This window comes from Sphingobacterium sp. NPDC055431, assembly GCF_053644255.1.
In genome coordinates, this window is the sequence record NZ_JBSHLH010000004.1 from 58980 (window position 1) to 84105 (window position 25126).

The window sequence follows — 25126 nt, forward strand, 5'->3', positions numbered from 1 at the left end:
GCTCCTTTGATACATTCTTAAAATACTTTATAGCTGGCTAACCGAACCACCTGATGAATGATTGACTGATTTTGATTTTGGATTACCTGAATATTCTACTTTTGCACCAGATGAAACATTTGCGTTTAATTCATTCGATACATTGATTTTCAATCCGGCACCTGAACTACCATTAACTGTTAAATTTGTGGTTTTCAAGTTCTGTAAAAATGCTTTACCATTTGAGGACATATTTACAGTGGTCTGTTTGGCCAAACCAGATAAGGTCAATTCTCCAGAACTGGAAGCATTGATTGCCAATTTCTCGGTCTTTAATTCCCCTGACATTTTACCGGCAGAACTTAGGTTTATTTCCGATGAGGTAGCTTCAACCTTTCCAGTTTTCAATTTTCCCGCTGAGGAAAGGTCTGCATTGAAATTATTGACACTTATTGGATCTAAAATCTCTAATGATCCTGCTGAACTGATTGCTATCGAATTAATGGTAGAATTGCTATACACAGTAACTTTCAATGAATTAGCATTTCTGATATTGCTGCCTCTTTTTACCTGGATCTTTAAATTGCCACCCTTGACCTCAGTTACAATTTTATTTAATAGATCTTGTCTTGAAACATCGACTACCACTTCATTTTTAGAGGACTTAATAAACTTAGCTTGAATACCTGAAGCAACCGAAATCCCTGAAATATTACCAATTTTTCTAGTTTCATGATGCTGCGCATGCGCCATTGTCATAAAGGCTAACATGATGACTGTTAGTGTAATTTTCATTTTTTATAATTGATTAGTTTAAAGCTGCAATATCCAACAGCTTTCTAGCCATAAATGTAATTAATTTTTTAGAAAATATCTTTTTGAATGGACCCCTTTAACCAAAAAAATAATGCATAATTCATTTGTTTAGGCCAATTAAAAACAATATTTTCAATGTTTATCAGCAGAAATTTCCGATGACCCTATTAAAATATTTTAAGGAACTTTACCATATCAATGATGACCTCGAACAATTCTTTGATTCTATTATTGAAATTAAGGAATATGCTAAAGGGGATGTAATCTTTGAGCCTGATACTTACTTAAGATATATTTATTTTATCGAATCTGGATTTACCAGGATTTACTATTATAAAAACAAAAGAGAAATAACACATTATTTCTTTGGTCCAAATACCTTTGGAACCGGTATTGAAAGTGTCTTTTATAAAAAGCCATCTCTTTTTGGCTTTCAGGCATTGGCTCCTTCCAAGGTCTGTTTGATTCCGTTTGCTGCAATTGAAGAACTTTCTAATACAGATATTACCGTCAATAAGATTATTCAGAAAGTCCTTTTAGACTCCCTGATAAACTTTTCCAATAGGTTCTACAAAACGCAGTTTGAAACTGCGCATGAGCGTTATAATGCACTGATTGAAGAAAACCCGGAGTTGTTCCAAAATGCGTCTTTAGGTCACATCGCATCATACCTTGGCATTTCCCAACAGACACTATCGGTAATACGAGGGATCAAATAGTAATTTTTCTATATAAGCCTGCACCTAATTTTATCTTCCTTACTCAATAAGATCATTTTAATGGTATTTATTATGGATTGAATTTTAGATTAATGTTCTTTTTTAAGATATCTGAAATTTATTCATCTAAAACACTTGCATCTTTGTCTTGTTAAAAGATTAAGTCAAACTGATTCAAAATGGATTTTAAAATTAATAAAACCTTATCAAGCTTAGCTTTCGTGTTGCTTACAACCATGATTGCTTATGGGCAAGAGGGGCTGGAAGCTTTCAAAGCACCTGTTGAGAAGGCGGTTAATTATAATAAATCACTGATCAATGCCAACCTTGAAAATCAAAAGGTAGCATTGGACCGTGAAAACGTAAAAGGAAAGTTGTTGCCAACCGTTTCTGCAAACGCAATGTATGGTTATCTGAACAGCAACATAGATGTGGATCTTCCTGCCAAAACCTTGCCTTTGCTAGGTACCAGCATTTTTGATGGTTCTCAACGCATGAACTTATCTACTCAAATTGGAATGGCTGGTGTAACAGCTACTCAGGTAATTTTCAGTGGTCTGCAGATCACAAACGGACAAAAGGCATTGGAACAGAAGTTTAAAGCACAACAATTGATGACTGAAGCTGGTTATGATGAATTGGCTCAAGAAGTGTTGCACAGTTTTGACCAATTAATGCTACTGAAAGAAGTCGACCTTTTGATTATCGACTCTGAAAAAAGATTGAATAAGGAGCATGTCAAAGTGGTGAAAGGAATTGAAAACGGCTTTGCAATCCCATATGATCGCGATAAGATTAAATTGGCGATGTTGGAATTGGAAAGTAAAAAAGCAGAGGTGCAAAGTAATAGGGAGCTCCTGTACTTCAAGCTACAGGAACTGACAGGGATGGATATCAATGAGTTGGAAGCTGTTAATTACCAACTTCAAGAAATCAATCTGGAAATGGAATCGGCTAAACAGATGAACAGAAAGGAGCTTCAAGCACTGGAAGCCTCCCAGAAAGCCTATGAATTTGTGTTGAAAAAAGAAAAAGGCGCAAAGCTTCCGCAGGTATTTGCATTTGGAAATGTCTCCTATTTCAATGCTTTTGGTACAAATGCTACCCTGAAAGATCTACCTCATTTGGGTGATTTAAAATTAGAGGCCAATCATTTAAGGATGGCACCCAATTTTGCTTTGGGGGTAGGGGTCAAATGGACCATATTTGAAGGAAAGGCCCATAAAACTGCCATAGATAAGGCTAGATTGGATATTCAGATCAATGAAAACAAACTTGCTGACACCAAGGAGAAGCTTTCCCTATTGCAGCGAAAAACTGAAGTAGATTATAATTTGGCCATGAAAAAAATAAGCGTAAGCAACCAACAGGTTGAAATTGCCAAGAACAATCTACACTTAGCTTCTAGACAGTTTGAAGAAGGCTTGGCGGATGTGACAGAAAGGTTGGAAGCAGAAAATGAATTTTACAAACAGTCATTGGGCTTTTACAACCAAGTCTTAAATCAGCGCTTGGCAGCATCGGAGTTATTAAAAGCAAACGGAAACTTATACCAAACCATCACTAGATAATCATGAAAAACATTATATACACAATAGCAGGCATTATTCTTTTACAAAGTTGTTCTGGGGACAATGCTAAAAAGGAACCAAAATTAGAAGGAAAAATTGAGCGTGATCAGATCGCGGTGACCACAAAAATCCCGGGAAAGATCCAGAAGATTTTAGTGGAGGTAGGAGAGTCCGTCCACAAAGGGGATACCTTGATCGTACTGGAGTTACCTGAAGTAGATGCGAAATCAATTCAAGCTGAAGGGGCATTAGCTGCCGCTCAGGCTCAATACGAAATGGCTGTGAAGGGTGCAACTGATGGACAGTTGAAGCAACTGCATGCCAAGGTAGATGGCCTCAAGGAACAATTTGATTTTGCTCAGAAATCCCTGGACCGCATGAACAACCTCCTCAAGGATTCATTGATCGCCCAACAGAAATATGATGAAGTCTATGCAAAATATCAAGGTGCAAAGAATCAATACCTTGCTGCTCAGGCTGAATTAGCAGATGTACAACATGGTGCCCGTATAGAGCAACAAAGAATGGCCTTAGGTCAGAAAGAGCGTGCCCTAGGTGCTGTGGACGAAGTGAAAGTTGCCGGCAAGGAAAGGTATATTCTAGCACCTCAGGATATGACTGTAGAAAACATCAATTTGCAGGTAGGTGAACTTGCCTTAGCAGGATACAGCTTGGTTTCGGGATACATCAATGATGCCACTTTTTTTAGGGTAACCATTCCTGAAAGCAAAGTGAAAGACTTTACAAAAGGACAAGAGAAAATCCTGACCGTTCCATATTTGGACAATAAGGAAATCAAGGCAAAAGTGGAAACCATAAAACCATTGAGTTCTTATGCAAATATCTCCACGGCATACCCTGATTTTGAAGAACAGGAGACCTTGTTTGAAATCCATTTAAAACCAGTGGACAAACAGGAATCTAAGGATCTATTAACTAAAGCGACTTTCTTAGTCAAACAAAACTAATTAGCATGAAGAATTTTTGGAGTTTAATAATAAGAGAATTCAAGCTTTTCTTTCAGAATAAAGTATTGCTTGTGCTTTTCCTTGGTGCTCCTGTCCTATATGGTGTTTTGGTTGGCGGAGTATATAAGAAGGGTAAAGTGACAAACTTACCCATCATAGTGGTGGATGAAGACAGAAGCCCATTGAGTAGACAGTTGATCGATATGTTTGAGGAAAATGAAGTCATTTATGTGGCAAAGGTTCTCAACGATCCTTTCAAGGCTAAAGATGAAGCCATGAAAACGGAATCAACCGTAGTCGTTCAGATCCCTCGTAATTTTTCGTCCGACATTAATTATAATCGAAGTACGGAACTGACCTTGTTTGTCAATGCCTCCAACACCTTGACTTCCAATTACGCCATGATGGCCGTGAATGTTGCTGCATCAACCTTAAAAGCTGGTATACAGATCAAAGCACAGCAGAAGAAAGGTGTACCTGAATTTGTTGCCAGCAAACAGTTTGAACCCTTTAAGATTACCATGATCAAGCAAAATATCCGCAGTGGTAACTACCTGTATTTTATGTTGCCGGGAGTGCTGTTAACGGTTTTGCAACAGGTCATGATGCTTGGACTGGCACTGAGCTTTGCCTCAGAATTTGAAAAAGGCACGTTCAACGAATTGGTCAACAGATCTAAAAACGTACTTGTACTGATCCTGGTGAAAATTTTGCCTTACATCTTAATGTCCTTCCTGATCTTTGGACTGTACTATGCTTATTCGATTTGGTATAGGATGCCATTAGAACTCGATGGCTGGACTTTCTTTGGTTCAACCATGTTATTCCTCTTGGCAGTAAGCTTCATCGGTGTGCTGGTCAGTATTGCTATTCCAAGTCAGTTGAAGGCTACCGAGATCCTGATGGTCATTGCGACCCCAAGTTTTATCTTGAGTGGTTTTACATGGCCATTGAGCCAAATGCCGGATTGGGTGGTAGGCATTGCGAAAATGATTCCATTGACCCATTATTTACAGATTTTCCGTACCTTAATGATCGAAAAAGGTACATCTGCTTATCTGCATGGCCCGATTTTAGGATTAGCCATTATTGCAGTAGTTACCTTTATAGCTTCAATAATTCTCTTGCAGTTGAAGATCAATAAGGCTAAAAAAGAAAATAAAACAAAAGAAAATACGCAACATGCAATAGGGTAGAGCCCATTCAATTTTTTCTTTTAAGAATAACAACTGATAAAATTGTATAGCTCCTTCTGACCTTATTCGAGACACATTCCGAAATTTCCGAATATGTCTCGAATAAGGTCAAAACATGGTTCGAATAATTTGAACTCAATATCAAGAATAAAGGGTAATAAAAAACGATCAGATGCTTACACCTGATCGTTTTTTTTATGCTCCGAAAATAGCGCGGACTAACATTTTATTCTGTTATTATTCCTTTGCTTTTATTTCCACTGATCCTTCTCTACCAGGAGAACCAGAGTAAATCTGTCCTTGCGGCATTCCTCTTAACCCAGGGTAGGACATAGAGATACGGCTGTATATCTGGCCAATCTCACTTGTTGGATTAACCCTAAGACCACCTTCCTTAATGTCAACAAATAGGTAGTTGTTTCCTTTTTTATCCTTGGTTTGTGGATTGACTCCTGTTGGATCATAGGTAATACTCACTTTTCCACCGTTGCCATTTGGGAATGTCTTGGTACCGTTGAAAGCATCTAGACCTCTAGCAATTATGAATAGGGATCCCAATTTTTTAAATTTGACGTCCATATCAATATTGGTTGCATTGTTCTTGCTGTCTTGCCCGGTAATCACCACATTTTTACCGATTTCAGCATATCCAATTTCGAGTTTTACATCCTTTTTGGCATAGAACTCTATTTTGGATTTATCTTTCATGATCAAGGTATCTATTTTCAAGATCATGGAAGAGTCTCCTCTGCTGAAAACTTTTTTGTCTTTTTTTCCAAGCTCTAGGCGCGGAATATGTTGAACTTCTTGCGCATATGTAAAGAAGCTTCCTAAAATAAACGCTAAACTTAATATATATTTCATTTCGTTATCCTCCTGTATATTAGGACAATATTATTGGAAAAAAGTTTAATTTTCAGCCTTCATATATTCCACTATCAATCTAGCGGTTTTTTCGGACGCACCTGGAGTTCCCATTTTCTCCATAAGGACATCATAATTTTCTAATACACTGGCCCGATGCTCAGGGTTAGATATCAATAAACCAAGTTCATCCGAAATATTAGACGTGGTACAATCTTTCTGGATCAATTCGATTACGGAAAGATAATCGTTGATCAGATTTACCAATGAGATAAACCGAACTTTAATGACCTGTCTAGCAATCATGACCGAGATAGGATTTGCTTTATAAACGACTACCTGGGGCACCCTTAGGAGTGCGGTCTCCAATGTCGCTGTACCACTGGTCACTACTGCTGCCTCAGCATGCTTTAGAAGGTCATATGTTTGATCAAATATGACTGGGATAGGGTAATCGCCAATATACCTTTGGTAGAGGCTCAGGTCAATGTTAGGGGCTCCGGCGATGACCAATTGATGCGCAGGAAAACGATTGTACAGATCTACCATTTCAGGAAGGAGATGCTCGATTTCCATTTTTCTGCTTCCCGGCAATAAGGCAATGATCGGACTTTTGTCCAAGCCATTTTTTTCTCGGAAATCAGGTTGGAACTTATAGGCAGAAATTGCATCCAATAAGGGATTGCCTACATAGTCCACATCATATCTGAATTCTTTATAGAACTTGACCTCGAATGGAAGGATACAGAACATATGATCGACAACTTTTTTGATCTTGTAAACGCGTTTCTGATTCCAGGCCCAAATTTTGGGCGAAATATAATAGTTGACAGGAATTCCGAGCTTCTTGGCGAATTCGGCTATTTTCATATTGAAACCAGGGAAATCAATCAGGATCAGACAATCAGGTTGGACCTTTTGTATATCCTCCTTTACTTTTTTAAGGTTCCTGGAAATGCTTCGAAGGTTCATCAAAACCTCCACGAAGCCCATAAATGCCATATCAGAGGTATGGATCAGGACAGGGACTTCAGCAGCCTCTTGCATCTGATCGCCTCCAACAATATGGAATTCAGCTTCGGGGTCTTCTTTTTTTAATGCTTTGATCAGGTTTGCACCATGCAGATCGCCTGATGTTTCACCGGCTATTAAGTAATATTTCATTGCAACAATTAATCTTTAAAGATAAGGATTCTTATAACCATGATGCAATAAAAGGGGAAAATCCATAGGATTAAATGACAAAGGCCGCAAAATTACTTGCAGCCTTTGGATATGAGGTGTTGGAAAGTATTAGATTCCCAATTCAACTTGGAACATGGCGCCCCAAGAGCTTTTGTCATTACTGTTGTTGAAATGGCCATCTTTGAAGGTATAATTACCATTCAATTGGAATTTCAAGCGGTGGGCTTTCATATATTTGGTAAGGCCTAACTCCACCACTTCGGTTTGTCTTTCAAATGCCTTGATTTCACTATCCGGCTGAACTAAGGTGTATCTACCAGCTATTTCATAGCCATGGTTCATAAGATAGGACATTTGTTGGTTTATACCCCATCCTTTATACGCGACAGTTTCCTGTGGCTTTTCTTCATCTGTGATGTTAAATGGATTATCTACATCACGACGCATGTATTCAGCTTGGTATGCAAAACCACTGTATTTAAACATCGCATCTGCAAATGTGGTTTTGAAAGTAAAAGGATTTTGTACGAACCTACCTAACTGACCACCTTCTCTTTTGGTTCTATCGTTATAACTGTATCCAGCACCAATAGATACTTTTGGTGTTTCTTCTCGTTCTAAGTCACCTTCTTGGTAATCATTTTCATTGGTAAATTTACCCAAAGGTAGGAATTCAACACGACCGGTATATGCTAAACCTGGATCGGTTGAAGCTGCAGCACGACCTTCACCTGTTGAGATAGCGGCTTTTGCGTTGAATGGCATATTCCCGATTTTCTTACTCAAATTCAGGGAAATACCAAAGTCACGGTCTAAGGTAAAGTTGTCATTTACCAAGGAACGATCGGCGAACTGCAATTGCCCTGAGGAATTTACACGTTGGCGGTTACCCGGTAATTTATTCTGTCCAAAAGAGATATAGAAGTCATCTGAAAAGTTATAGAACATCACCGCGTCCCTTACTATATTTGCTACCTTGGTATCATCGTAATCTTGGTCACTGCGGGTAAAGGCTAATTGTACCGAATAGGAAATCTTTGGGGTATAGATGTATCCATCCATACGCATACGCAGTCTTCTGATCCTGGCATCAAATTTACCATCGTCAATATCATTCAGTTCCTGTTTGAAACCTAATCGGTTTTGCATTCTAAAACGAAAGTTGATATAGAACAAAGAATCATTCGATTTATACTGAATACCTTTGAAATTCAATATCGTTGCACGGTCATCTCTTTCTTGAGCCTGAGCCATACATAGGCCTAAAAAGATGAATGCTGAGGTTAATAAGAGCTGTTTTAGGTTTTTCATATTATATTGAAGGTTCTTGTTGACTTAAACAGTGAAAACTTCCCAATCCCCAAATAATATCTACAGAATCGATTCCGATTACTTTTCTATCAGGGAAGACACTTTGAATAATTTCTAAGGCTTTTTGATCATTTTTATCATTAAAAACAGGTACAATAACCACTTTGTTTGCAATGTAAAAGTTTGCGTATGAAGCAGGTAGCCTTTGCTCATCGTATTCTACCGGTCTTGGCATCGGCAACTCAATTACATTTAGAGAGCGACCATCCAAAAGCTTCATGCCTTTTAAGTTGTCTAGGTTCTCCTGTAATAAAGCATAGTTTTCGTCCGATTTATCCTCCTCAACGACCGTTAGAACGGTGTCCTCTGAAACAAATCTCGTAATATCGTCGATATGCCCATCCGTATCATCGCCAACAATTCCGTCACCTAACCAAAGGACTTGGTCTTGGCCATAGTAATCCTTCAAATAAGTTTCAATTTGCTCTTTATTGAGATGCGGGTTCCTGTTTTCGTTCAATAGGCAAGCGGTAGTGGTCAAGATAGTTCCTTTCCCATTAAATTCTACAGATCCACCTTCCATTACGATTGGTGGAGTAAATAGTTTAAGGTTGAATTCTTTTGCGATCTTTGTAGGAACTACATCATCTAGATCAAATGGTGGGTATTTTCCGCCCCAAGCATTGTATCCCCAATCTACGATAGCTTTTTCGCCCGTTTCGCGATTGATTACAAAGGCAGGGCCATGGTCACGGCACCAGGCATCATTGGTCGGGTTGAAATAGAAACTGATGTTTTCCATTTTAGCACCCGATTTTTCAATATGGCCGAGAGCAAATGCTTTCATTTCTTCATCAGCAACATTGATGCGGACAAGTTGATCCTCGGCAACCAGTTTAATAAACTGGCAATATGGTTCGTAAATGGTTTCTATTTTTCCTGGCCATGATTCTTCCTTGTGCGGCCAACTTAACCAAAGTGCATCCTGTTTTTCCCATTCTGCTGGAAAAACAAAGCCTTGAGCTTTGGGAGTATCTTGAAATGAATATAAATCTGAGTTGATATGCGCTGTCATAATAAATTAGCGTAAAAAAACTATGTTTCGTGGTACAAAACATAGTTCTTATTATATTTTAAATTAAAGCTTATTAATCTTCGTCAATAAACCTTTTGGTAATTGGGCTATAGGTTTCAATACGTCGATCACGTAGGAAAGGCCAGTGTTTGCGGAAATAATCGGATTGATTTAAATCGATTTCCACGACTTCCACTTCTTCTTTATCGTGAGAAGCTAAGTACAATAATTTACCCTGTGCATTGGTAGCAAAACTACCGCCCCAGAATTTCATGGCACCATCTTGTTCAAAACCAACGCGGTTTACCGATACTACCGGAACTCCATTTGCAACGGCGTGCGAACGTTGGATAGTTTGCCAAGCATTGTATTGGTCTTGATTGGTTTCCTCGTCTTGATCAGTCGCCCATCCGATAGCAGTAGGGTAGAACATGATTTCAGCACCCATAAGAGCAGTAATCCTAGAAGCCTCTGGATACCATTGATCCCAACAGATCAATACCCCAATCTTACCAAATTTTGTATTGAATACTTTATAACCTAAATCACCTGGTGTGAAATAGAATTTTTCGTAGAATGCGGGATCATCAGGGATATGCATCTTGCGGTATTTACCAAGGTAAGAACCGTCTGCATCTAAGATAGCTGTGGTATTATGATATAATCCTTGCGCTCTTTTTTCGAATAGAGAAGCAATGATTACTACTCCTAACTCTTTAGCCACGGCAGAAAGGGCATCTGTAGAAGGTCCAGGGATTGCTTCTGCTAAATCAAAATTATCGTAATCTTCCACATCGCAGAAATACAAAGAAGTAAATAACTCTTGCAAACATACAATTTGTGCACCTTTGGCAGCAGCTTCACGAACTTTCACAATAGCTTTGTTTAGGTTCGTTTGTTTGTCTTTTACACAAGACATTTGAACCATACCAACTTTAACTTTACTCATTTTTTAATAATATATTGGACTTAGCGCAAAGATACTATAATTTCATGGCTTAAAGTCAAATTTGGGCTTTGGATATGTAGTATTAATACCATTTTTTTACTTTTGGATAATGCGAAAGATCATTCATATCGACATGGATGCATTTTATGCTTCTGTGGAACAGCGCGATTTCCCTGAATTTAGGGGAAAGCCTCTTGCCGTTGGTGGTTCGCCAGATGGCAGGGGAGTTGTGGCCACGGCTAGCTATGAAGCCCGAAAATTTGGGGTGAAATCAGCAATGTCATCGCGGATGGCCCTACAACTGTGCCCACATTTACTTTTTACCTATCCGAGATTTGATGTCTATAAGGAAGTTTCCAATCATATACGTTCCATATTCAGCCGCTATACGGATTTGATCGAGCCATTGTCCCTAGATGAGGCCTATTTGGATGTAACAGAGGATAAGCAGGGGATTGGATCAGCAATTGAAATCGCGAAGCAAATTAAAGATGCCATTTCTGATGAACTGGATTTAACTGCCTCTGCTGGGGTTTCGGTCAATAAGTTTGTAGCTAAAATCGCCTCTGATTTCCAGAAACCTGATGGCTTGACTTTTATTGGGCCTTCGAAGATAGTTTCATTTCTGGAAAAATTGCCTATCGAGAAGTTCTTTGGTGTCGGAAAAGTAACGGCCAAAAAGATGAACCAAATGGGGATATTTAATGGACATGACCTGAAGAGGTTTTCGGAAATAGAGATGATCCAGCATTTCGGAAAGTCGGGAAAGTTCTTCTATCAAATTGTCCGTGGGGAGGATAACCGGCCTGTTAAACCTAATAGGATCAGTAAGTCTATCGGGGTGGAAGATACTTTTGAGACGGACTTAAGGGAACGGGAGGATATGGTGGAAGAAATAAAAAGGATTTCAAGTAAATTATTCAAGCGCCTCAAAAAAGCAGAGAAGTTTGGTAAGACCATTACCTTAAAGGTGAAGTTTGGAGATTTTACGCAGATTACAAGAAGCCGGACCTTTTTCACGCCCATGGAACAGCTTGAGGATATCGAGAATCAGGCCCTGGACCTTTTGGATAAACTGGATCTGCAAGAAAGTCGGGTCAGGTTACTGGGAGTAACGATATCGAATTTTCATGATTTAGAAGCTGTGGAAGAGGGTTATCAATTGACTCTATTCTAGAGAAGGAACACCTTTTAATTGCAGGACTTTATTGGGGTATAATGTTGCATAGCTTTCTGCCAAGTGGTTCATGTAAAAGTTATTGATCACCAAATCATCTTGGCCGACAATGTTTTCAATATCTATGTTTTCATCATCATTCTCAACGAATCCAATAGCATATACCTTATTGTCCTTATAATATACATAGCTTTTCTCGTTCATGTGCCTTCCTTTGTCCAAAATAACAAAACTACGTTTCTGATCGGTCAAGGACTCAATAGCTTGGGTTACCTTGAGATTGTACTCCTCCAATTCGGGTAATGTTTTGTTCGAGGGAACATCCTTAGATTCCTTCGGTGCATTAGGATTAGAAAAGAAAGAACATAATCGTAAATCTAACTCGAATTCTTGAACTAATTTGAGCAAAAGCTGTGTGGATTCATGAACGCTATTGAAATAGTAAATGGGTTTTACATTTTTGCGGACCTGGCAAATGGATAGCCTGATATATCCATTTTGATCTTCATAGTCCAACAAGCCGTATTTGGGTTCAAACTTCTTTAAAGCTCGGTTATAGATCGGCCAGTTTTTCTTGATCAAATGGCACTCCAGTAGAAATGCCATTAATTCGGTTCCAGTCTCCTGGAATTCAATATCGCAGATTTCATTGATAAAGCTTTGTCTCCTTTGTCCGGTATTATTTCCCGTAAAATGGGAAATTACTCTTTTCTTAATATTGTTTGCTTTACCGACATAGATGACCTTGGAACTGGAATTCTTAAAAATATACACTCCGGTACTCATGGGAAGGTTATTGACCTGCTCTGAAGAAATATGGGTCGGGATTCGCTGCTCCTTAGCCTTATGTTTGATGGAATTTTCAATAATTTGATGGCTATCGGCTTCCTGAAGTTGCTGGAATAGGGTAACCGTAGCTTCGGCATCTCCCTTCGCACGGTGCCTATCCTGTATGTCAATGCCTAAGGATTGGCAAAGACGCCCAAGACTATATGAATTAAGGTTTGGAAAGATCTTTTTTGATAACCTGACAGTACAGAGCCTGGATGCTTTCCAGTCGTAACCTGAATTCTTCAGTGAAGATTGGATGAAGGAATAATCGAAATGTACGTTATGGGCAACAAAAATCTTGTTCTCCAAGAGATTAAAGACCATTTCTGCCACATCAGCAAAAACAGGGGAGTCCTTGACCATTTCATCCGTAATGCCCGTAAGGGCTTGGATATGGAATGGAATAGGTTGTTCAGGATTGATTAAGGTGCTGTATTCGTTTATTACCCGATCGCCATCATAAATGAAAATCGCTATTTCAGTAATTTGACTGGCAGAGGCATAACCACCAGTGGTTTCGATATCGACTATAGCAAAGTGTGAAGACTCCATTAAACAAAAATAATACTAATAATTTTATTTACTAAAATTATTAGTATTATTTTCGATTAATCTTTAAAGATTATAGTAATTCAACTCCTTGGTCTAGGAGTTCTTCTTTTTTCTTTGGATCCCAGATACTTACTTGAACCTCTCCAATATGTTTTAGTTTCAACATAAACATACAGATTCTGGATTGACCGATACCACCACCAATGGATTCTGGCAATAGATCATTCAATAACATCTGGTGGAAGGTCAGTTTTTGACGGTCTAGGCTGTTTCTGATTTCCAATTGGGTCATCAGTGCTTTTTTATCGACACGGATTCCCATAGATGATAGTTCAAAGGCAGAACCAAGGATAGGGTTCCATACCAAGATATCACCGTTTAATCCTCTGTATCCAAGGCTATTGTCTGTGCTCCAATCATCATAATCTGCTGCACGACCATCATGGGCAAGCCCGTTGGAAAGAGCGCCTCCGATACCATATAGGAATACGGCACCATATTCTTTTGAGATAGCGTTTTCACGCTCTTTAGGAGATAGGTGCGGATAAGCTAATAACAATTCTTCGGAAGAAATGAACTTGATTTCTTTTGGAAGGATAGTCTCAACGTGTGGATATTTTTCGGCAACTGCTTGTTCGGTAGAATAGATTACTCCGTAGATCTTTTCTACAGTTTCTTTCAGGAAATCTAGATTACGGTCATCATAGCGGATGCATTTTTCCCAATCCCATTGATCCACATATATAGAATGGATCGGGGAATAATCTTCATCGGGGCGTAATGCTCGCATATCAGTTAGGATACCTTCTCCAGGTTCCATTTCCAATTCTTTCAATCTGATTCTTTTCCATTTTGCCAAGGAGTGTACTACAACGGCTCTTTGGTCTGATAATGATTTGATCGGAAAAGACACAGGTCTCTCGATTCCATTTAAATCATCGTTAATTCCTGTCCCATCCAAAACCACTATTGGTGAAGAAACAGGTGTGAGGTTTAATACTTCCTTCAATCGAGATGCAAATGTTTCCTTAACAAACGTGATCGCTTGCTCTCTTTTTAAAATATGACGTCCCATTAAAAATTTTACAATATAAACATAGCTTAGTAAGACATCTGTCCACTAATTTTCATAATCGAAACAAAAATAACAAAATGTTAATGATTTGCAGATTTTATTGAAAAAATAACTACAATATATTGGGTATCTGATGAATTTATTTAAAGCTTTTGTTCTAAAGCTTTCAAAATCGCACTTGCTTTGGTATAACATTCGGCGAATTCATGCGCTGCATTGGCATCTACAGTGATGGCACTGCCGGTATGGAAGGATAGGTATTGTTGGGTTTTATTGAAGAGAATGGTACGGATGACCACGTTAAAGTCAAAATCACCGTCAGCAGAAAAGTATCCAATAGCACCTGAATACACTCCGCGACGTGATGTTTCGTATTTATCACATAATTTCATGGCTGAAATCTTTGGTGCGCCAGTCATTGAACCTGCCGGAAAGGTGTTTCGGATAACTTCAGTTTCAGTTAGGCTTTCATCCATTTCGCAAGATACCGTGGAAATCATTTGGTGGACATGCTCAAAGGTATAGATTCCGAGTTTCTCCGTCACCTCAACTGTTCCCGGAATGGCACTTCTCGTCAGGTCATTTCGAACGAGATCCACAATCATGACGTTCTCCGAAATCTCTTTGGGATTTCTTGCAAGATTGTTCCTCAACTCTTCATCTTCTTTTGCATTCTTTCCTCGAGCTGCAGTTCCTTTGATCGGTTGGGAAACCAAAGTTTTTCCTCTTTTTGCAAGAAAGCGTTCGGGAGAAGCGCTGATGACGTACTTGTCCCTAACCTTGATGAAAGATGAGAATGGAGTAGGGGAAAGGCTATTCAAACGTAGGTACAGGGCCTCAGGATTATCAATCTCTGCCTGGTCATCATAAAACTCCTGACAGAGGTTGGCTTCATATATATCACCCTGATAAATATGCCTTTGGATATTATTGAAAGCATCAAAATATGCCGCTTGATCCATTCTAGGCTGTATCTTGCCCTTAAATTGATAATGCAGATCCAGGCTTGGGAACATACTGATCTCTTCAAATGTTTTTTGAGGATCCTCCGCAGTTATACTGATTGAATCCTTGTCGAATTCAATTAATATCTGAGGAATAAAGAAGTACGCGTCTGGAAAACCAAGTGGGTTAGGGTGGTTAGTTTGAAGATCTTCGACCTCGTTTTTGAGGTCATAACTAAGAAATCCCGGTATCAAAGTGTTTGGATACCGGGATTTAAAGTTTTCTAGATCAGTAAAGACTGATCCTACATTGGCTGAGAATTCTTCCTTAGCACCAATGGCTAATAGATTCCCAATCTTTGAATATTGATTTTGGAAACCATTTGATTGAAAAAGACATACCGTATCAAATCCTTTAGACCAATTAAGTGCCTGAAGTAAAAATGCAGAAGGGTCCGTTTCAAAAATGGCTTTTGCCATGTTTCTTATAAAACAATAGTTTGCGTACGATCTGGACCTACTGACAAATACTTAATTGGCACATTCAATTCTTGTTCTAAGAATGCGATGTAATTGTTCAATGCAGCTGGAATTTCATCTTTACTACGGATACCAGTTAAATCTGTATTCCATCCTTCAACTTCTTTCAGGATAGGCTCAGGTTGGTGAGTTATGATTTCATATGGCATGTAATCGATAGTTTCACCTTGGTATTTATAGTGTGTACAAACGTAGATCTTGTCAAAAGTATCCAATACATCCGCTTTCATCATGATCAATTCAGTAACACCGTTGATCATAATGGCATATTTCAATGCAGGAAGATCAATCCATCCGGTACGACGAGCTCTACCTGTAGTCGCGCCAAACTCATGACCTAATTGGCGTAATTTCTCGCCAGTTTCATTTTCAAGTTCTGTCGGGAATGGACCGCCACCTACACGGGTTGCATAAGCTTTAAAGATTCCGAATACTTCACCGATTTTGTTTGGAGCAATTCCTAAACCTGTACAAGCACCAGCAGTAGTGGTATTTGAAGAAGTTACGAATGGATAAGAACCGAAGTCAACATCCAGAAGAGTTCCCTGTGCACCTTCTGCCAACACACGTTTACCGTCTTTTAGGTATTGGTTTACTAAGTGTTCAGAATCTACATGAGGGATAGATTTCAAGAATTCAATAGCATCCATGAACGCTTTTTCCTTTTCAGAAAAATCAGGAATCTCACCATAGTGAGCTAACATGGAAAGGTGCTTTTGCTTAAGTTTTTCGTAACGCTCCATAAAGTCAGGAAGAGTAGTATCTCCGACTCTTAAGCCATTACGGCCAGTTTTGTCCATATAAGTTGGACCGATACCTTTAAGTGTAGAACCGATCTTACCAGCGCCCATATTAGATTCAGATGCTGCATCCAATAGTTGATGGGTTGGTAAAATTAAGTGTGCTTTACGCGCAATTACCAAGTTTCCTTTACCAACTGGATCAAATCCAGCGGCTTTAAGGTTGTCCAATTCTCTTTTTAGGATGATAGGGTCGATTACAACGCCGTTACCGATTAGGTTTAGGGTTCCTTCATTGAAGATTCCTGAAGGAATAGTGTTCAATACAAATTTCTTGTTGTCAAACTCTAAAGTGTGTCCCGCGTTTGGTCCGCCTTGGAAGCGAGCGATCAAATCATATTTTGGACAAAAAACATCAACGATTTTTCCTTTTCCCTCGTCTCCCCACTGCAATCCCAATAGCACATCAACTTGCATAGTATTACTTGAAATTTATTAGTTAAAATTTATTTTGTTTATTCACGAATCAAAAAAAAATTCGGAAAAAGGTGCTCATGTGCCTTTTTCCGAACAAAGGTATATATTAATTCCTCGAATGTTAAATTAATTTGAAATTACTGCTTCTTTTACGGGTGCCTCTTGGTTGAGTTTACTTTTTCTGCAGTCAGCACAGATTCCATATAGGTTTAGGGAATGGTGCTTGATATCAAAGTTCAATAGGTCGCCAATCATAGATTGGATCTGGTAAACCCTAGGATCACAAAACTCCACTACTTTATTGCATTCGATGCAGATAACATGGTCATGTTGCTTGTAACCATACGATTTTTCAAACTGAGCCATATTGCGGCCAAACTGATGTTTGGTCACCAAGTCACATGACACCAATAATTCTAGGGTATTATATACCGTCGCTCTACTTACACGGTATTTTTTGTTTTTCATGTGGATATATAGAGATTCTACATCGAAATGATCTGATCTCGAGTAGATTTCTTCTAAGATTGCATAACGCTCAGGTGTTTTTCTGAGATTTTTGTTTTCTAAATAGGCTTCAAAAATCTTCTTTACGGTTTCGTAATTTTCCCCTTGTTTCATAAGGTATTTCCTTTATAAGTTCCAAATTTACCAAAATAGGATGGTAATATCCATGTGAAAATGTCAAGACCTTGTAAGTCTTTAGTTTTCTGACTCATATCGTGTTACTCCAGTAATGCCTGGAATCTGTTTCAAATGCTTGATTAAACTATCTAATTGATTGGTGTCGTTTACAAAGACCATGATATCCCCTTCAAATATCCCTTCGTTACTGGAAATGGAAAGAGAGCGGATGTTCACCTTGAAGTCCTGCGAAATGACAGTAGTGATCTTATTTACTAAGCCCACATCATCAATACCGACAATCTTCAATCCGGTTAAGAAGGCAACATTATTGTGCAATGAGGCCCATTTAGCTTTTAATATCCTATAGCCATAATTAGCCATCAACTTCGAAGCATTCGGGCAGCTTGTGCGGTGGATCTTAATGCCATCATTAACGGTCAAGAAACCAAAGATATCATCACCAGGGATTGGGTTACAGCATGGTGCCAATGTATAATCTACTTTCTGATAATCATCGCCGATCAGGATGGTATCATCCTTTTTGTTGATCTTCTCAACCAACCCATTGATATGGGATTGGAATTGATTTTGATTTGCGTCTTCAGAACGCTCATTGGCAACAAAATTTCTAAGGTTCTTAATATCGATAGCTCCCTTTGCTACATTATAGAATAGCTCCTGCGAACTAGGGAATTTAAAGAAATTAGCGATTTTATTGATGTTTTCCGTGTTGTAGGTAATCTTTAGAGATTTCAGTTTTCTTTCCAAGATCTCCTTACCGTCCTCAGCTACACGACGTTTCTCTTCCTTCAAGGAAGATTTGATTTTTGACTTCGCCTTTGCCGTTACAACAAAGTTTAGCCAATCTTCTTTTGGAGTCTGTTTGCTGGAGGTGATAATCTCTACCTGATCACCATTTAGAAGTTCATGGCTCAGGGGCACCAATTTATGGTTTACCTTGGCACCAATACAGGTTGCCCCAATATCGGTATGGATTTCAAAGGCAAAGTCAAGGGCCGTAGCACCGTTCGGAAGCTGCACCAAGGTACCTTTAGGCGTGAAGATAAAGATCTCGTCCGAGAACAAGTTCATTTTAAAATCATCCACAAAGTCCAGGGCGTTAGGTTCCGGATTGTTCAAAATATCTCGTACCTTTTGGATCCATTGATCCAAACCATTGTCAGAGTTCGACTCTTTATATTTCCAATGGGCAGCAAAACCCTTTTCGGCAATCTCATTCATCCTTCTCGTCCTGATCTGCACTTCTACCCATTGACCTCTCGGGCCCATAACGGTAGTGTGCAAAGACTCATAGCCATTTGCCTTCGGAGAAGACACCCAGTCGCGCAAGCGGTCTGGATTCGGACGATAAAGGTCAGTTACGATTGAATATACCTTCCAACATTCTGTTTTTTCCTTTTCATCATCCGTATCAATGATGATCCTGATGGCGAATAGGTCATAAACCTCTTCAAAAGGAATGGACTTCTTGCGCATCTTGTTCCAGATGGAGTGGATGGACTTAGGTCTTCCAAAAACAGAAGCATTGATACCTTCTTCAGCAAGAATCTCCTGAATAGGAGAAATGAAGTCAGCGATAAACTTTTCACGTTCAGCCTTCTTTTCATTCAGTTTCTTGGCGATAAACTTATACGTATCGGGATCCGTATATTTCATCGAGAGGTCTTCCAGCTCAGATTTTATGGCATACAATCCCAGTCGATGGGCTAGGGGAGCATAAAGGTAGCTGGTTTCCGAAGCGATCTTCAATTGCTTATGGCGGGCCATGAATTCCATGGTCCTCATATTATGAAGGCGGTCAGCCAGTTTAATTAAGATTACCCTAACATCATCCGCTAGGGTCAAAAGCATTTTTCTAAAGTTCTCGGCTTGCATGGAACTGTTCGGGTCAAAGATCCCAGAGATCTTGGTCAGGCCGTCGATAATACGGACCACTTTTTTTCCGAACTGTTCTTCGATATCTTGAAGGGTAACACTAGTATCCTCAACAACATCATGTAGCAATGCACAAACAATAGAAGTAGTTCCAAGTCCGATTTCTTCTGCAGCGATCTGTGCTACAGCGATAGGATGGTAAATATAAGGTTCGCCAGATTTCCGGCGCATATCTTTATGGCTTTCCAGTGCTAAATCGAAGGCCTTTCTGATCTGTTGCTTATCTCCTTTTTGAAGAGTGGGCTTACAAGCCCTTAAAAGTGCGCGGTATCTTTTACGGATTTCCTTATTTTCAGCCTCAATATCAATCACATATTCTTCCATAAAATTGCATTGCTATCAAAAAAAATAAAATAATTTGCTATATTTATTGAACAAATAATTAAAGATTTTATACTAAATTGTAAAGTATAAATATACAGAAAAAAAATGAATTTTATCGCATAGGGCTTATTATATTGATGATGTGTGGAAGTAACATAAAGTGGGTTTTTATCGCAGCGATCTTGTTTGTATTGCCAGGGATTGGCTTTGCTCAAACATTGATAAAACCACAGTATGGACCGGGTAAACCTGAGGTGGTAGAACATTATGCAACTACAACCCTTGATAATGGTGAAGTTGTTCCTTGGTTCCCAATTGAGGAAGTTGTCATATACGCTAGGCGAACATTTAAAACAGAAGAAGACAGGCAGAAATATTTAAGGTTAAGAAGGAATGTGATTCGGGTTCTTCCTTATGCTATCTATGCCCAAAAAAGATATGAGCAATTAGACCGGGACTTAGCCTTGGCCAATTCAAGGCGTGAAGAGAAAAGATTGATCAAGGAGTGTGAGCGGGAAATCAAGGATAAGATCACTTCGGAAGTCAAGAACCTCAGCGTTTCTCAAGGTAAGATCTTGATCAAATTGATAGAAAGACAGACTGGAAACACCAGTTATGACCTTGTAAAAGACATGAAAGGCGGTATCTCCGCATTTGTATATCAAGGTGTGGCCAAGATATTTGGCCATAATTTAAAGAGTACATATGATCCTCAGGAAGATTATGAGATAGAGAATATTATTCGCGAGTACGAACGTTCGCGGCCGATGGTAAAACGTTAAAAACCTATTATTATGAGTAAGACCGTATATGATTATGATGCATTAGAGTTTAGTGGACAGAAGAGATCACTTCGAGATTTTGAAGGCAAAGTTTTACTCATTGTCAATACCGCAAGCAATTGTTTTTTCAGCAGACAGTTCAGGACCCTTGAAAATCTGTATAAGAAATATAAAGAGTTGGGTTTTGAGGTGTTGGCCTTTCCCTCCAATGATTTCAGGAACCAAGAACCCTTGACCGGAAGGACCTTGGAGACTTACTGCCGGATCAATAGGCAAGTTACATTTCCTGTTTTTAAGCGAATCCATGTGAAAGGGGAGTTTACTGACCCACTTTACAAATATCTAACCAACATTGAGGAAAACGGAAAGATTGGCACTATCCCGAAGTGGAATTTCCATAAATATTTAATTAATAAAAAAGGTGAAGTAGTCGATCATTTCTACTCATTGACAAGCCCAATGTCAAAAAAAGTCCACAATCGCATTGAAGAGCTTCTAGGAGATAAGTAATCGCTTTAAATTTTAGTAGTTTTGTGTATTGTACTTAATACACAATTTGATGAAATTAGATTTACTTGTCATGACCGTACATCCTGATGATGCAGAATTGGGAGCCGGTGGTGTTATTGCCAAATATGTAGCTGAAGGTAAAACAGTAGGGATCGTAGACCTTACTTTAGGCGAATTGGGTACACGTGGTACTCCAGAAATCCGTGCCCAGGAAGCTCAAGACGCTGCAAAAATACTTGGTGTAGCCGTTCGTGAGAACCTTAGGTTACGTGATGGATTCTTCCAGAACAACGAAGAAGGTCAGAAGGAAGTGATTAAGGCAATTCGAAAGTTTCAACCTGAAATCGTCATCACCAATGCTTGGGAGGACCGTCATCCAGACCATGGCCGTGCTAGCAAGCTTGTTAATGACGCATTGTTCCTTGCTGGTCTGAGAAGGATAGAAACTGAATTGGAAGGTCAGTCTCAAGAACCCTTTCGTCCTAGGCTACAGCTTCAATTGATCCAAGACAAATATATTCAACCAGACATCTTAATAGACATTACGAAGTATTGGGGTATCAAAGAGCGTTCAATATTGGCTTACACCTCTCAATTCAATGTCGAGAACCAAGATGACGAACCGCAGACCTATATCTCAAACCCTGACTTCATGGATTCCACAAAAGCAAGGGCACATGAGTTCGGAAGATCCATCCAGGTAAAGTATGCCGAAGGATTTACCAGTAGAAAGATCTTAGGTGTGAATGACCTGTTTGATCTCTATTAGCTTTATTAGATGGAAATGTGAGATATGAGATGTGAGATATGAGATATGAGAAATAAAAAAGGACCAAATTGGTCCTTTTCTATAATCTTGATATTTAATTAATTTACTATCTCAAATCTCAATACTCAGATCTCACATCTTCTAAAACTACTTCCCTTCGAAATATTTCCTGATATCAGCTTCGTCTTTTTTGATCTGTTCCTGCATGAGTTCAAGGCTTTCGAACCATTGATCATGGCGGATAAATTCAAGGAATTTTACACGGATGGTTTTGGTATAAAGATCATCGTTGAAGTCCAATAGATTGACCTCGATTTTCCTGTTCATGCCATCCACGGTAGGACGGGTTCCAATATAGCACATACCTTTTGCCACACGTTCTGGTACCGGTTCAAAATAATCGCCTGTTACTACTTCAGTGGTTTTAGGGAAGATTTCCACATCCACGGCATAGATACCATAAGCAGGAATTAATTTATGGGATTCATGCACGTGTAAGTTTGCGGTCGGGAAACCAATCTCACGTCCAATCTGATCTCCTTTAATCACTGTTCCCGTCAATTCAAAGGGATAACCTAAGTATTTGTTAGCCGTTATAATATCACCTTTGATCAACGATTCTCGCACTCTGGTGGAAGAAACCGCTACATCTTCGATGTCCTGTTCAGGGATTTGATCTACGGTATAGTCAAAGATCTCAGAAAAATGAATTAAATCCTTGATGGTACCTTTTCGGTCCTTACCAAAATGGTGGTCATAACCGATTACAATTTTCTTACATCCAATTTTATTGACCAGAACATCTGAAATATATTCTTCTGGGTTTTGATTGGAAAAGTCTCTAGTGAAAGGAGTGATGATCAAGTGGTCGATACCTGCCAGTGCCAATCGCTCCACCTTTTCTTCAATATCATTGATCAGCCTTAAGCTATCGTCATCTGGATTGATAATTAATCTTGGATGCGGAAAAAAGGTTAACAAAACTGTCTCGCCAGTATTATCCTTTGCCAATTCGGTCAACTTATTTAGAATCTTCTGATGACCAACATGCACGCCGTCAAATGTCCCTATCGTGACGATAGCATAATCCAACGCCTTGAATTCATCCAGATTTCTGTATATTTTCATTATATGATTTTCTAAGCTTAGAACTATTAAACCGTTTGGTTCTTTAACTCCCTTACTTGATTAATTAATTCAGTTAATTCCCAGGCGTCTTTTACATCAAAGTCGCCCGATTTTGTTCTTCTCAAAGAAGATAGATGTCCGCCACAATTCAGTTTTTTGCCGAAGTCATGGGCGATGGAACGGATATAAGTTCCTTTACTGCATTTAATCCGGAAGTAAACCTTTGGCAATTCGATCTTTTCAACATCAAATTCCATGATTTCAACCCGTCTGGCCTTTAACTCGACCTCTTCACCACGTCTTGCTTTCTCATAAACACGCTCTCCCCCAATTTTAATAGCAGAGTGGGCAGGAGGGAACTGATCTTGGACACCAACAAAAGAAGCTGCTGTATTCAAGATATCTTCATCCTTCAAGAAAGAATAGTCAAAAGTTTGGTCAATTTCAGTTTCTAGGTCATATGAAGGAGTGGTAGCTCCTAAGGTTATGCTTCCAGTATATTCTTTGTCTTCAGCTTGGAACCCATCGATTTGCTTGGTCATCTTACCAGTACAAACGATCAGCAGTCCTGTTGCTAAAGGGTCTAAGGTACCAGCGTGTCCAACTTTAACCTTCATCGGTTTAATGCTGTTTCGCAATTTACCAACGACATCAAAACTAGTCCACGTTAATGGCTTATCGATTAATAACACTTCACCCTCCGCAAAAGCAAATTTTGGCTTAGCTTGTCCTTCTATATTTTCGCTCATTTAATCTTAAAGTTTCATGGAATTCATTCCAATCTGTGCATCAGTTCAGAATGTCTCCTCTGGCTAATTTTCTGCAAAAATAGGAATTTTATTTTGAAACAAGACATCAGATATCAGTCAACAGACAAAAGACTTGAAATAAAAAAGGACCTAAAAAGGTCCTTAAATATATTATCTAACATATACAGCTAGAATTTTCTTGTGTCTTAAGTATCAGGTCTATTGTCTTACCTATCCTTGCGTATAAAAAAACACCAACAGGGCTATACCGATAACAATTCTATACCAGCCCCAGAATTTGAAGCCATATTTTGTTAGTACGCTGATGAAGGTTTTTACGGCAATCATGGCAACGATAAACGCAACGATATTCCCGATGATAAAAATCATGATGTTTTCATTGCTGGCCATGATCATCTCATAACCTTTTGCCGCATGTTCTGTTCCTTCAGCCCATGTTTTTACGAAAATGGAGTAGACAGTTACGGCAAGCATCGTAGGTACGGCCAAAAAGAATGAAAACTCAGCAGCTGCTTTACGGTCCAGTCCTTGGGTCAAACCACCGATAATGGATGCTGCAGAACGTGAAGTTCCTGGCATCATCGCCAAACATTGCCAAATACCAATAATAAAGGCTTTCTTTACCGGAATTTCCTTCTCATCGGTAATCTTTGGATTCTTAAACCATTTGTCCACAAACAATAGGACCACACCACCTAAAACCAATACGGTCGAAATGGCAATCTGGTTTCCTAACACCGCCTCAATCTTATCATCCAATAATTTACCCAATACTAGGGCTGGAATAACGGCAATGGCTAATTTGTAGTAAAATTTAAGGTTTTTGAAATCAAAGAATCTTTTCCAATAAAGGACAACAATGGAAAGGATAGCTCCAAACTGAATAGAAACTTGGAACATCTTTAGGTATTCGCTTTCTTCCATACCCATCAATGCGGCCGTAAAGCCCATGTGAGCAGTAGAAGAAATAGGAAGGTACTCTGTTAAACCCTCGACGATAGCGAGGATAATTGCTTCTAAATAACTCATTATTCCTGGTTTGTTTTGTTCTTAGGTTTATACAAAATTGCTACAAATCCTAATGCAAAACCAGCAACCACAACAATAGGTGCCAAAGTGATTTTGGTAAAGCTGTAGATATCCTCTGTACCCATCATCAAGATGAAGCCAATGGCCACCACAACGATACTCAAAACGAATAATTGATAGTTTATTTTCTTAAATACAAACCCCGCATTTGAAGCATTTGCTGGAGTTCCTTTTACATTCTTAGTTTGACTCATTTTCTGAA

At 39.0% G+C, this 25126-nt stretch carries 24 protein-coding genes; 8 read left to right on the plus strand and 16 right to left on the minus strand.

Features of this window, described 5'->3' with window-relative positions:
• Positions 1-27: 27 nt before the first annotated feature.
• Positions 28-774 (minus strand): head GIN domain-containing protein, encoded by a 747-nt coding sequence (locus tag ACWIB3_RS05885; RefSeq protein WP_454291151.1) that lies wholly within the window; start codon positions 772-774, stop codon positions 28-30.
• Positions 775-953: 179 nt separating this feature from the next.
• Here ACWIB3_RS05885 and ACWIB3_RS05890 point away from each other — a divergent pair, with 179 nt between their 5' ends.
• The 4 genes from ACWIB3_RS05890 to ACWIB3_RS05905 all read left to right on the plus strand — a co-directional run bounded on the left by ACWIB3_RS05890 (position 954) and on the right by ACWIB3_RS05905 (position 5249).
• Positions 954-1514 carry a Crp/Fnr family transcriptional regulator gene (locus ACWIB3_RS05890; RefSeq protein ID WP_454291152.1) on the plus strand — a complete coding sequence of 187 codons (561 nt, stop codon included), beginning with the start codon at positions 954-956 and terminating at the stop codon, positions 1512-1514.
• A 179-nt stretch (positions 1515-1693) separates the two neighbouring features.
• Positions 1694-3085, plus strand: a complete 1392-nt coding sequence (locus ACWIB3_RS05895; protein ID WP_454291153.1) for a TolC family protein — start codon at positions 1694-1696, stop codon at positions 3083-3085.
• A gap of 2 nt (positions 3086-3087) precedes the next feature.
• A complete protein-coding gene (locus ACWIB3_RS05900; protein WP_185214418.1) occupies positions 3088-4053 on the plus strand; it encodes an HlyD family secretion protein in 966 nt (321 codons plus the stop codon).
• Positions 4054-4058: 5 nt separating this feature from the next.
• Positions 4059-5249, plus strand: a complete 1191-nt coding sequence (locus ACWIB3_RS05905) for an ABC transporter permease (RefSeq protein WP_454291154.1) — start codon at positions 4059-4061, stop codon at positions 5247-5249.
• Between the two features lie 237 nt (positions 5250-5486).
• Here the strand turns inward: ACWIB3_RS05905 and ACWIB3_RS05910 are convergent, their stop codons facing one another.
• From ACWIB3_RS05910 to ACWIB3_RS05930, 5 genes are all read right to left on the minus strand, one after another.
• The gene (locus tag ACWIB3_RS05910) at positions 5487-6113 is read right to left on the minus strand and encodes a hypothetical protein (protein ID WP_454291155.1); all 627 of its coding nucleotides are present in this window, start codon (positions 6111-6113) and stop codon (positions 5487-5489) included.
• 45 nt (positions 6114-6158) lie between these two features.
• Complete coding sequence (gene lpxB, locus ACWIB3_RS05915) at positions 6159-7277, minus strand: lipid-A-disaccharide synthase (protein ID WP_454291156.1); 1119 nt, start codon at positions 7275-7277, stop codon at positions 6159-6161.
• Between the two features lie 129 nt (positions 7278-7406).
• Positions 7407-8609, minus strand: a complete 1203-nt coding sequence (locus tag ACWIB3_RS05920) for a porin (RefSeq protein WP_254527103.1) — start codon at positions 8607-8609, stop codon at positions 7407-7409.
• Position 8610: 1 nt separating this feature from the next.
• Positions 8611-9684 (minus strand): agmatine deiminase family protein, encoded by a 1074-nt coding sequence (locus ACWIB3_RS05925; protein ID WP_454291157.1) that lies wholly within the window; start codon positions 9682-9684, stop codon positions 8611-8613.
• A gap of 73 nt (positions 9685-9757) precedes the next feature.
• Complete coding sequence (locus ACWIB3_RS05930) at positions 9758-10633, minus strand: carbon-nitrogen hydrolase (RefSeq protein ID WP_454291158.1); 876 nt, start codon at positions 10631-10633, stop codon at positions 9758-9760.
• Between the two features lie 109 nt (positions 10634-10742).
• On the opposite strand from ACWIB3_RS05930, the gene dinB reads away from it, so the two are divergent.
• Positions 10743-11810: a DNA polymerase IV gene (dinB, locus tag ACWIB3_RS05935; RefSeq protein WP_313259183.1), complete on the plus strand. Its 1068-nt coding sequence runs from the start codon at positions 10743-10745 to the stop codon at positions 11808-11810.
• Here dinB and ACWIB3_RS05940 read toward each other — a convergent pair.
• The 6 genes from ACWIB3_RS05940 to ACWIB3_RS05965 form a co-directional block, all read right to left on the minus strand.
• Positions 11802-13193 (minus strand): exonuclease domain-containing protein, encoded by a 1392-nt coding sequence (locus ACWIB3_RS05940; protein ID WP_454291159.1) that lies wholly within the window; start codon positions 13191-13193, stop codon positions 11802-11804. The genes dinB and ACWIB3_RS05940 overlap by 9 nt on opposite strands.
• Before the next feature lie 70 nt (positions 13194-13263).
• Positions 13264-14268, minus strand: a complete 1005-nt coding sequence (gene asnA, locus ACWIB3_RS05945) for an aspartate--ammonia ligase (protein ID WP_185214427.1) — start codon at positions 14266-14268, stop codon at positions 13264-13266.
• A 143-nt stretch (positions 14269-14411) separates the two neighbouring features.
• Entirely contained in the window at positions 14412-15692 is a 1281-nt protein-coding gene (locus ACWIB3_RS05950; protein WP_454291160.1) for an anthranilate synthase component I family protein, read from the minus strand.
• A gap of 5 nt (positions 15693-15697) precedes the next feature.
• On the minus strand, positions 15698-16969 hold the full coding sequence (locus tag ACWIB3_RS05955) for an adenylosuccinate synthase (protein ID WP_185214429.1): 1272 nt from the start codon (positions 16967-16969) through the stop codon (positions 15698-15700).
• A gap of 126 nt (positions 16970-17095) precedes the next feature.
• A complete protein-coding gene (locus ACWIB3_RS05960; RefSeq protein WP_093096388.1) occupies positions 17096-17590 on the minus strand; it encodes a Fur family transcriptional regulator in 495 nt (164 codons plus the stop codon).
• Positions 17591-17671: 81 nt separating this feature from the next.
• Positions 17672-19876, minus strand: a complete 2205-nt coding sequence (locus ACWIB3_RS05965; RefSeq protein ID WP_185214431.1) for a RelA/SpoT family protein — start codon at positions 19874-19876, stop codon at positions 17672-17674.
• Positions 19877-20013: 137 nt separating this feature from the next.
• On the opposite strand from ACWIB3_RS05965, the gene ACWIB3_RS05970 reads away from it, so the two are divergent.
• The 3 genes from ACWIB3_RS05970 to bshB1 are packed head-to-tail and all read left to right on the plus strand — an operon-like array spanning position 20014 to position 21937.
• Positions 20014-20658: a DUF4294 domain-containing protein gene (locus tag ACWIB3_RS05970; RefSeq protein ID WP_237219462.1), complete on the plus strand. Its 645-nt coding sequence runs from the start codon at positions 20014-20016 to the stop codon at positions 20656-20658.
• 12 nt (positions 20659-20670) lie between these two features.
• Positions 20671-21168: a glutathione peroxidase gene (locus ACWIB3_RS05975; RefSeq protein WP_454291161.1), complete on the plus strand. Its 498-nt coding sequence runs from the start codon at positions 20671-20673 to the stop codon at positions 21166-21168.
• Positions 21169-21217: 49 nt separating this feature from the next.
• The gene (gene bshB1 / locus ACWIB3_RS05980; RefSeq protein ID WP_185214433.1) at positions 21218-21937 is read left to right on the plus strand and encodes a bacillithiol biosynthesis deacetylase BshB1; all 720 of its coding nucleotides are present in this window, start codon (positions 21218-21220) and stop codon (positions 21935-21937) included.
• Between the two features lie 147 nt (positions 21938-22084).
• Here the strand turns inward: bshB1 and ACWIB3_RS05985 are convergent, their stop codons facing one another.
• The 4 genes from ACWIB3_RS05985 to ACWIB3_RS06000 all read right to left on the minus strand — a co-directional run bounded on the left by ACWIB3_RS05985 (position 22085) and on the right by ACWIB3_RS06000 (position 25118).
• Positions 22085-23065 (minus strand): bifunctional riboflavin kinase/FAD synthetase, encoded by a 981-nt coding sequence (locus tag ACWIB3_RS05985; protein ID WP_185214434.1) that lies wholly within the window; start codon positions 23063-23065, stop codon positions 22085-22087.
• Between the two features lie 26 nt (positions 23066-23091).
• Positions 23092-23814, minus strand: a complete 723-nt coding sequence (gene truB / locus ACWIB3_RS05990; protein ID WP_254527111.1) for a tRNA pseudouridine(55) synthase TruB — start codon at positions 23812-23814, stop codon at positions 23092-23094.
• 231 nt (positions 23815-24045) lie between these two features.
• Entirely contained in the window at positions 24046-24864 is an 819-nt protein-coding gene (locus ACWIB3_RS05995; RefSeq protein WP_185214436.1) for an undecaprenyl-diphosphate phosphatase, read from the minus strand.
• Positions 24864-25118, minus strand: a complete 255-nt coding sequence (locus ACWIB3_RS06000) for a DUF3098 domain-containing protein (protein ID WP_185214437.1) — start codon at positions 25116-25118, stop codon at positions 24864-24866. Before ACWIB3_RS06000 ends, ACWIB3_RS05995 begins: the two co-directional genes overlap by 1 nt.
• Positions 25119-25126: the final 8 nt, after the last annotated feature.

Coding starts and splice junctions, on each gene's coding strand:
- ACWIB3_RS05925 (WP_454291157.1), bottom strand. CDS start 9,684: ATGACAGCGCATATCAACTCAGATTTATATTCATTTCAAGATACTCCC.
- ACWIB3_RS05905 (WP_454291154.1), top strand. CDS start 4,059: ATGAAGAATTTTTGGAGTTTAATAATAAGAGAATTCAAGCTTTTCTTT.
- ACWIB3_RS05940 (WP_454291159.1), bottom strand. CDS start 13,193: ATGGAGTCTTCACACTTTGCTATAGTCGATATCGAAACCACTGGTGGT.
- ACWIB3_RS05955 (WP_185214429.1), bottom strand. CDS start 16,969: ATGCAAGTTGATGTGCTATTGGGATTGCAGTGGGGAGACGAGGGAAAA.
- ACWIB3_RS05950 (WP_454291160.1), bottom strand. CDS start 15,692: ATGGCAAAAGCCATTTTTGAAACGGACCCTTCTGCATTTTTACTTCAG.
- bshB1 (WP_185214433.1), top strand. CDS start 21,218: ATGAAATTAGATTTACTTGTCATGACCGTACATCCTGATGATGCAGAA.
- ACWIB3_RS05960 (WP_093096388.1), bottom strand. CDS start 17,590: ATGAAACAAGGGGAAAATTACGAAACCGTAAAGAAGATTTTTGAAGCC.
- ACWIB3_RS05965 (WP_185214431.1), bottom strand. CDS start 19,876: ATGGAAGAATATGTGATTGATATTGAGGCTGAAAATAAGGAAATCCGT.
- ACWIB3_RS05985 (WP_185214434.1), bottom strand. CDS start 23,065: ATGAAAATATACAGAAATCTGGATGAATTCAAGGCGTTGGATTATGCT.
- truB (WP_254527111.1), bottom strand. CDS start 23,814: ATGAGCGAAAATATAGAAGGACAAGCTAAGCCAAAATTTGCTTTTGCG.
- ACWIB3_RS05895 (WP_454291153.1), top strand. CDS start 1,694: ATGGATTTTAAAATTAATAAAACCTTATCAAGCTTAGCTTTCGTGTTG.
- ACWIB3_RS05885 (WP_454291151.1), bottom strand. CDS start 774: ATGAAAATTACACTAACAGTCATCATGTTAGCCTTTATGACAATGGCG.
- asnA (WP_185214427.1), bottom strand. CDS start 14,268: ATGGGACGTCATATTTTAAAAAGAGAGCAAGCGATCACGTTTGTTAAG.
- ACWIB3_RS05970 (WP_237219462.1), top strand. CDS start 20,014: ATGATGTGTGGAAGTAACATAAAGTGGGTTTTTATCGCAGCGATCTTG.
- ACWIB3_RS05995 (WP_185214436.1), bottom strand. CDS start 24,864: ATGAGTTATTTAGAAGCAATTATCCTCGCTATCGTCGAGGGTTTAACA.
- ACWIB3_RS05900 (WP_185214418.1), top strand. CDS start 3,088: ATGAAAAACATTATATACACAATAGCAGGCATTATTCTTTTACAAAGT.
- ACWIB3_RS05975 (WP_454291161.1), top strand. CDS start 20,671: ATGAGTAAGACCGTATATGATTATGATGCATTAGAGTTTAGTGGACAG.
- dinB (WP_313259183.1), top strand. CDS start 10,743: ATGCGAAAGATCATTCATATCGACATGGATGCATTTTATGCTTCTGTG.
- ACWIB3_RS06000 (WP_185214437.1), bottom strand. CDS start 25,118: ATGAGTCAAACTAAGAATGTAAAAGGAACTCCAGCAAATGCTTCAAAT.
- ACWIB3_RS05910 (WP_454291155.1), bottom strand. CDS start 6,113: ATGAAATATATATTAAGTTTAGCGTTTATTTTAGGAAGCTTCTTTACA.
- ACWIB3_RS05890 (WP_454291152.1), top strand. CDS start 954: ATGACCCTATTAAAATATTTTAAGGAACTTTACCATATCAATGATGAC.
- lpxB (WP_454291156.1), bottom strand. CDS start 7,277: ATGAAATATTACTTAATAGCCGGTGAAACATCAGGCGATCTGCATGGT.
- ACWIB3_RS05930 (WP_454291158.1), bottom strand. CDS start 10,633: ATGAGTAAAGTTAAAGTTGGTATGGTTCAAATGTCTTGTGTAAAAGAC.
- ACWIB3_RS05920 (WP_254527103.1), bottom strand. CDS start 8,609: ATGAAAAACCTAAAACAGCTCTTATTAACCTCAGCATTCATCTTTTTA.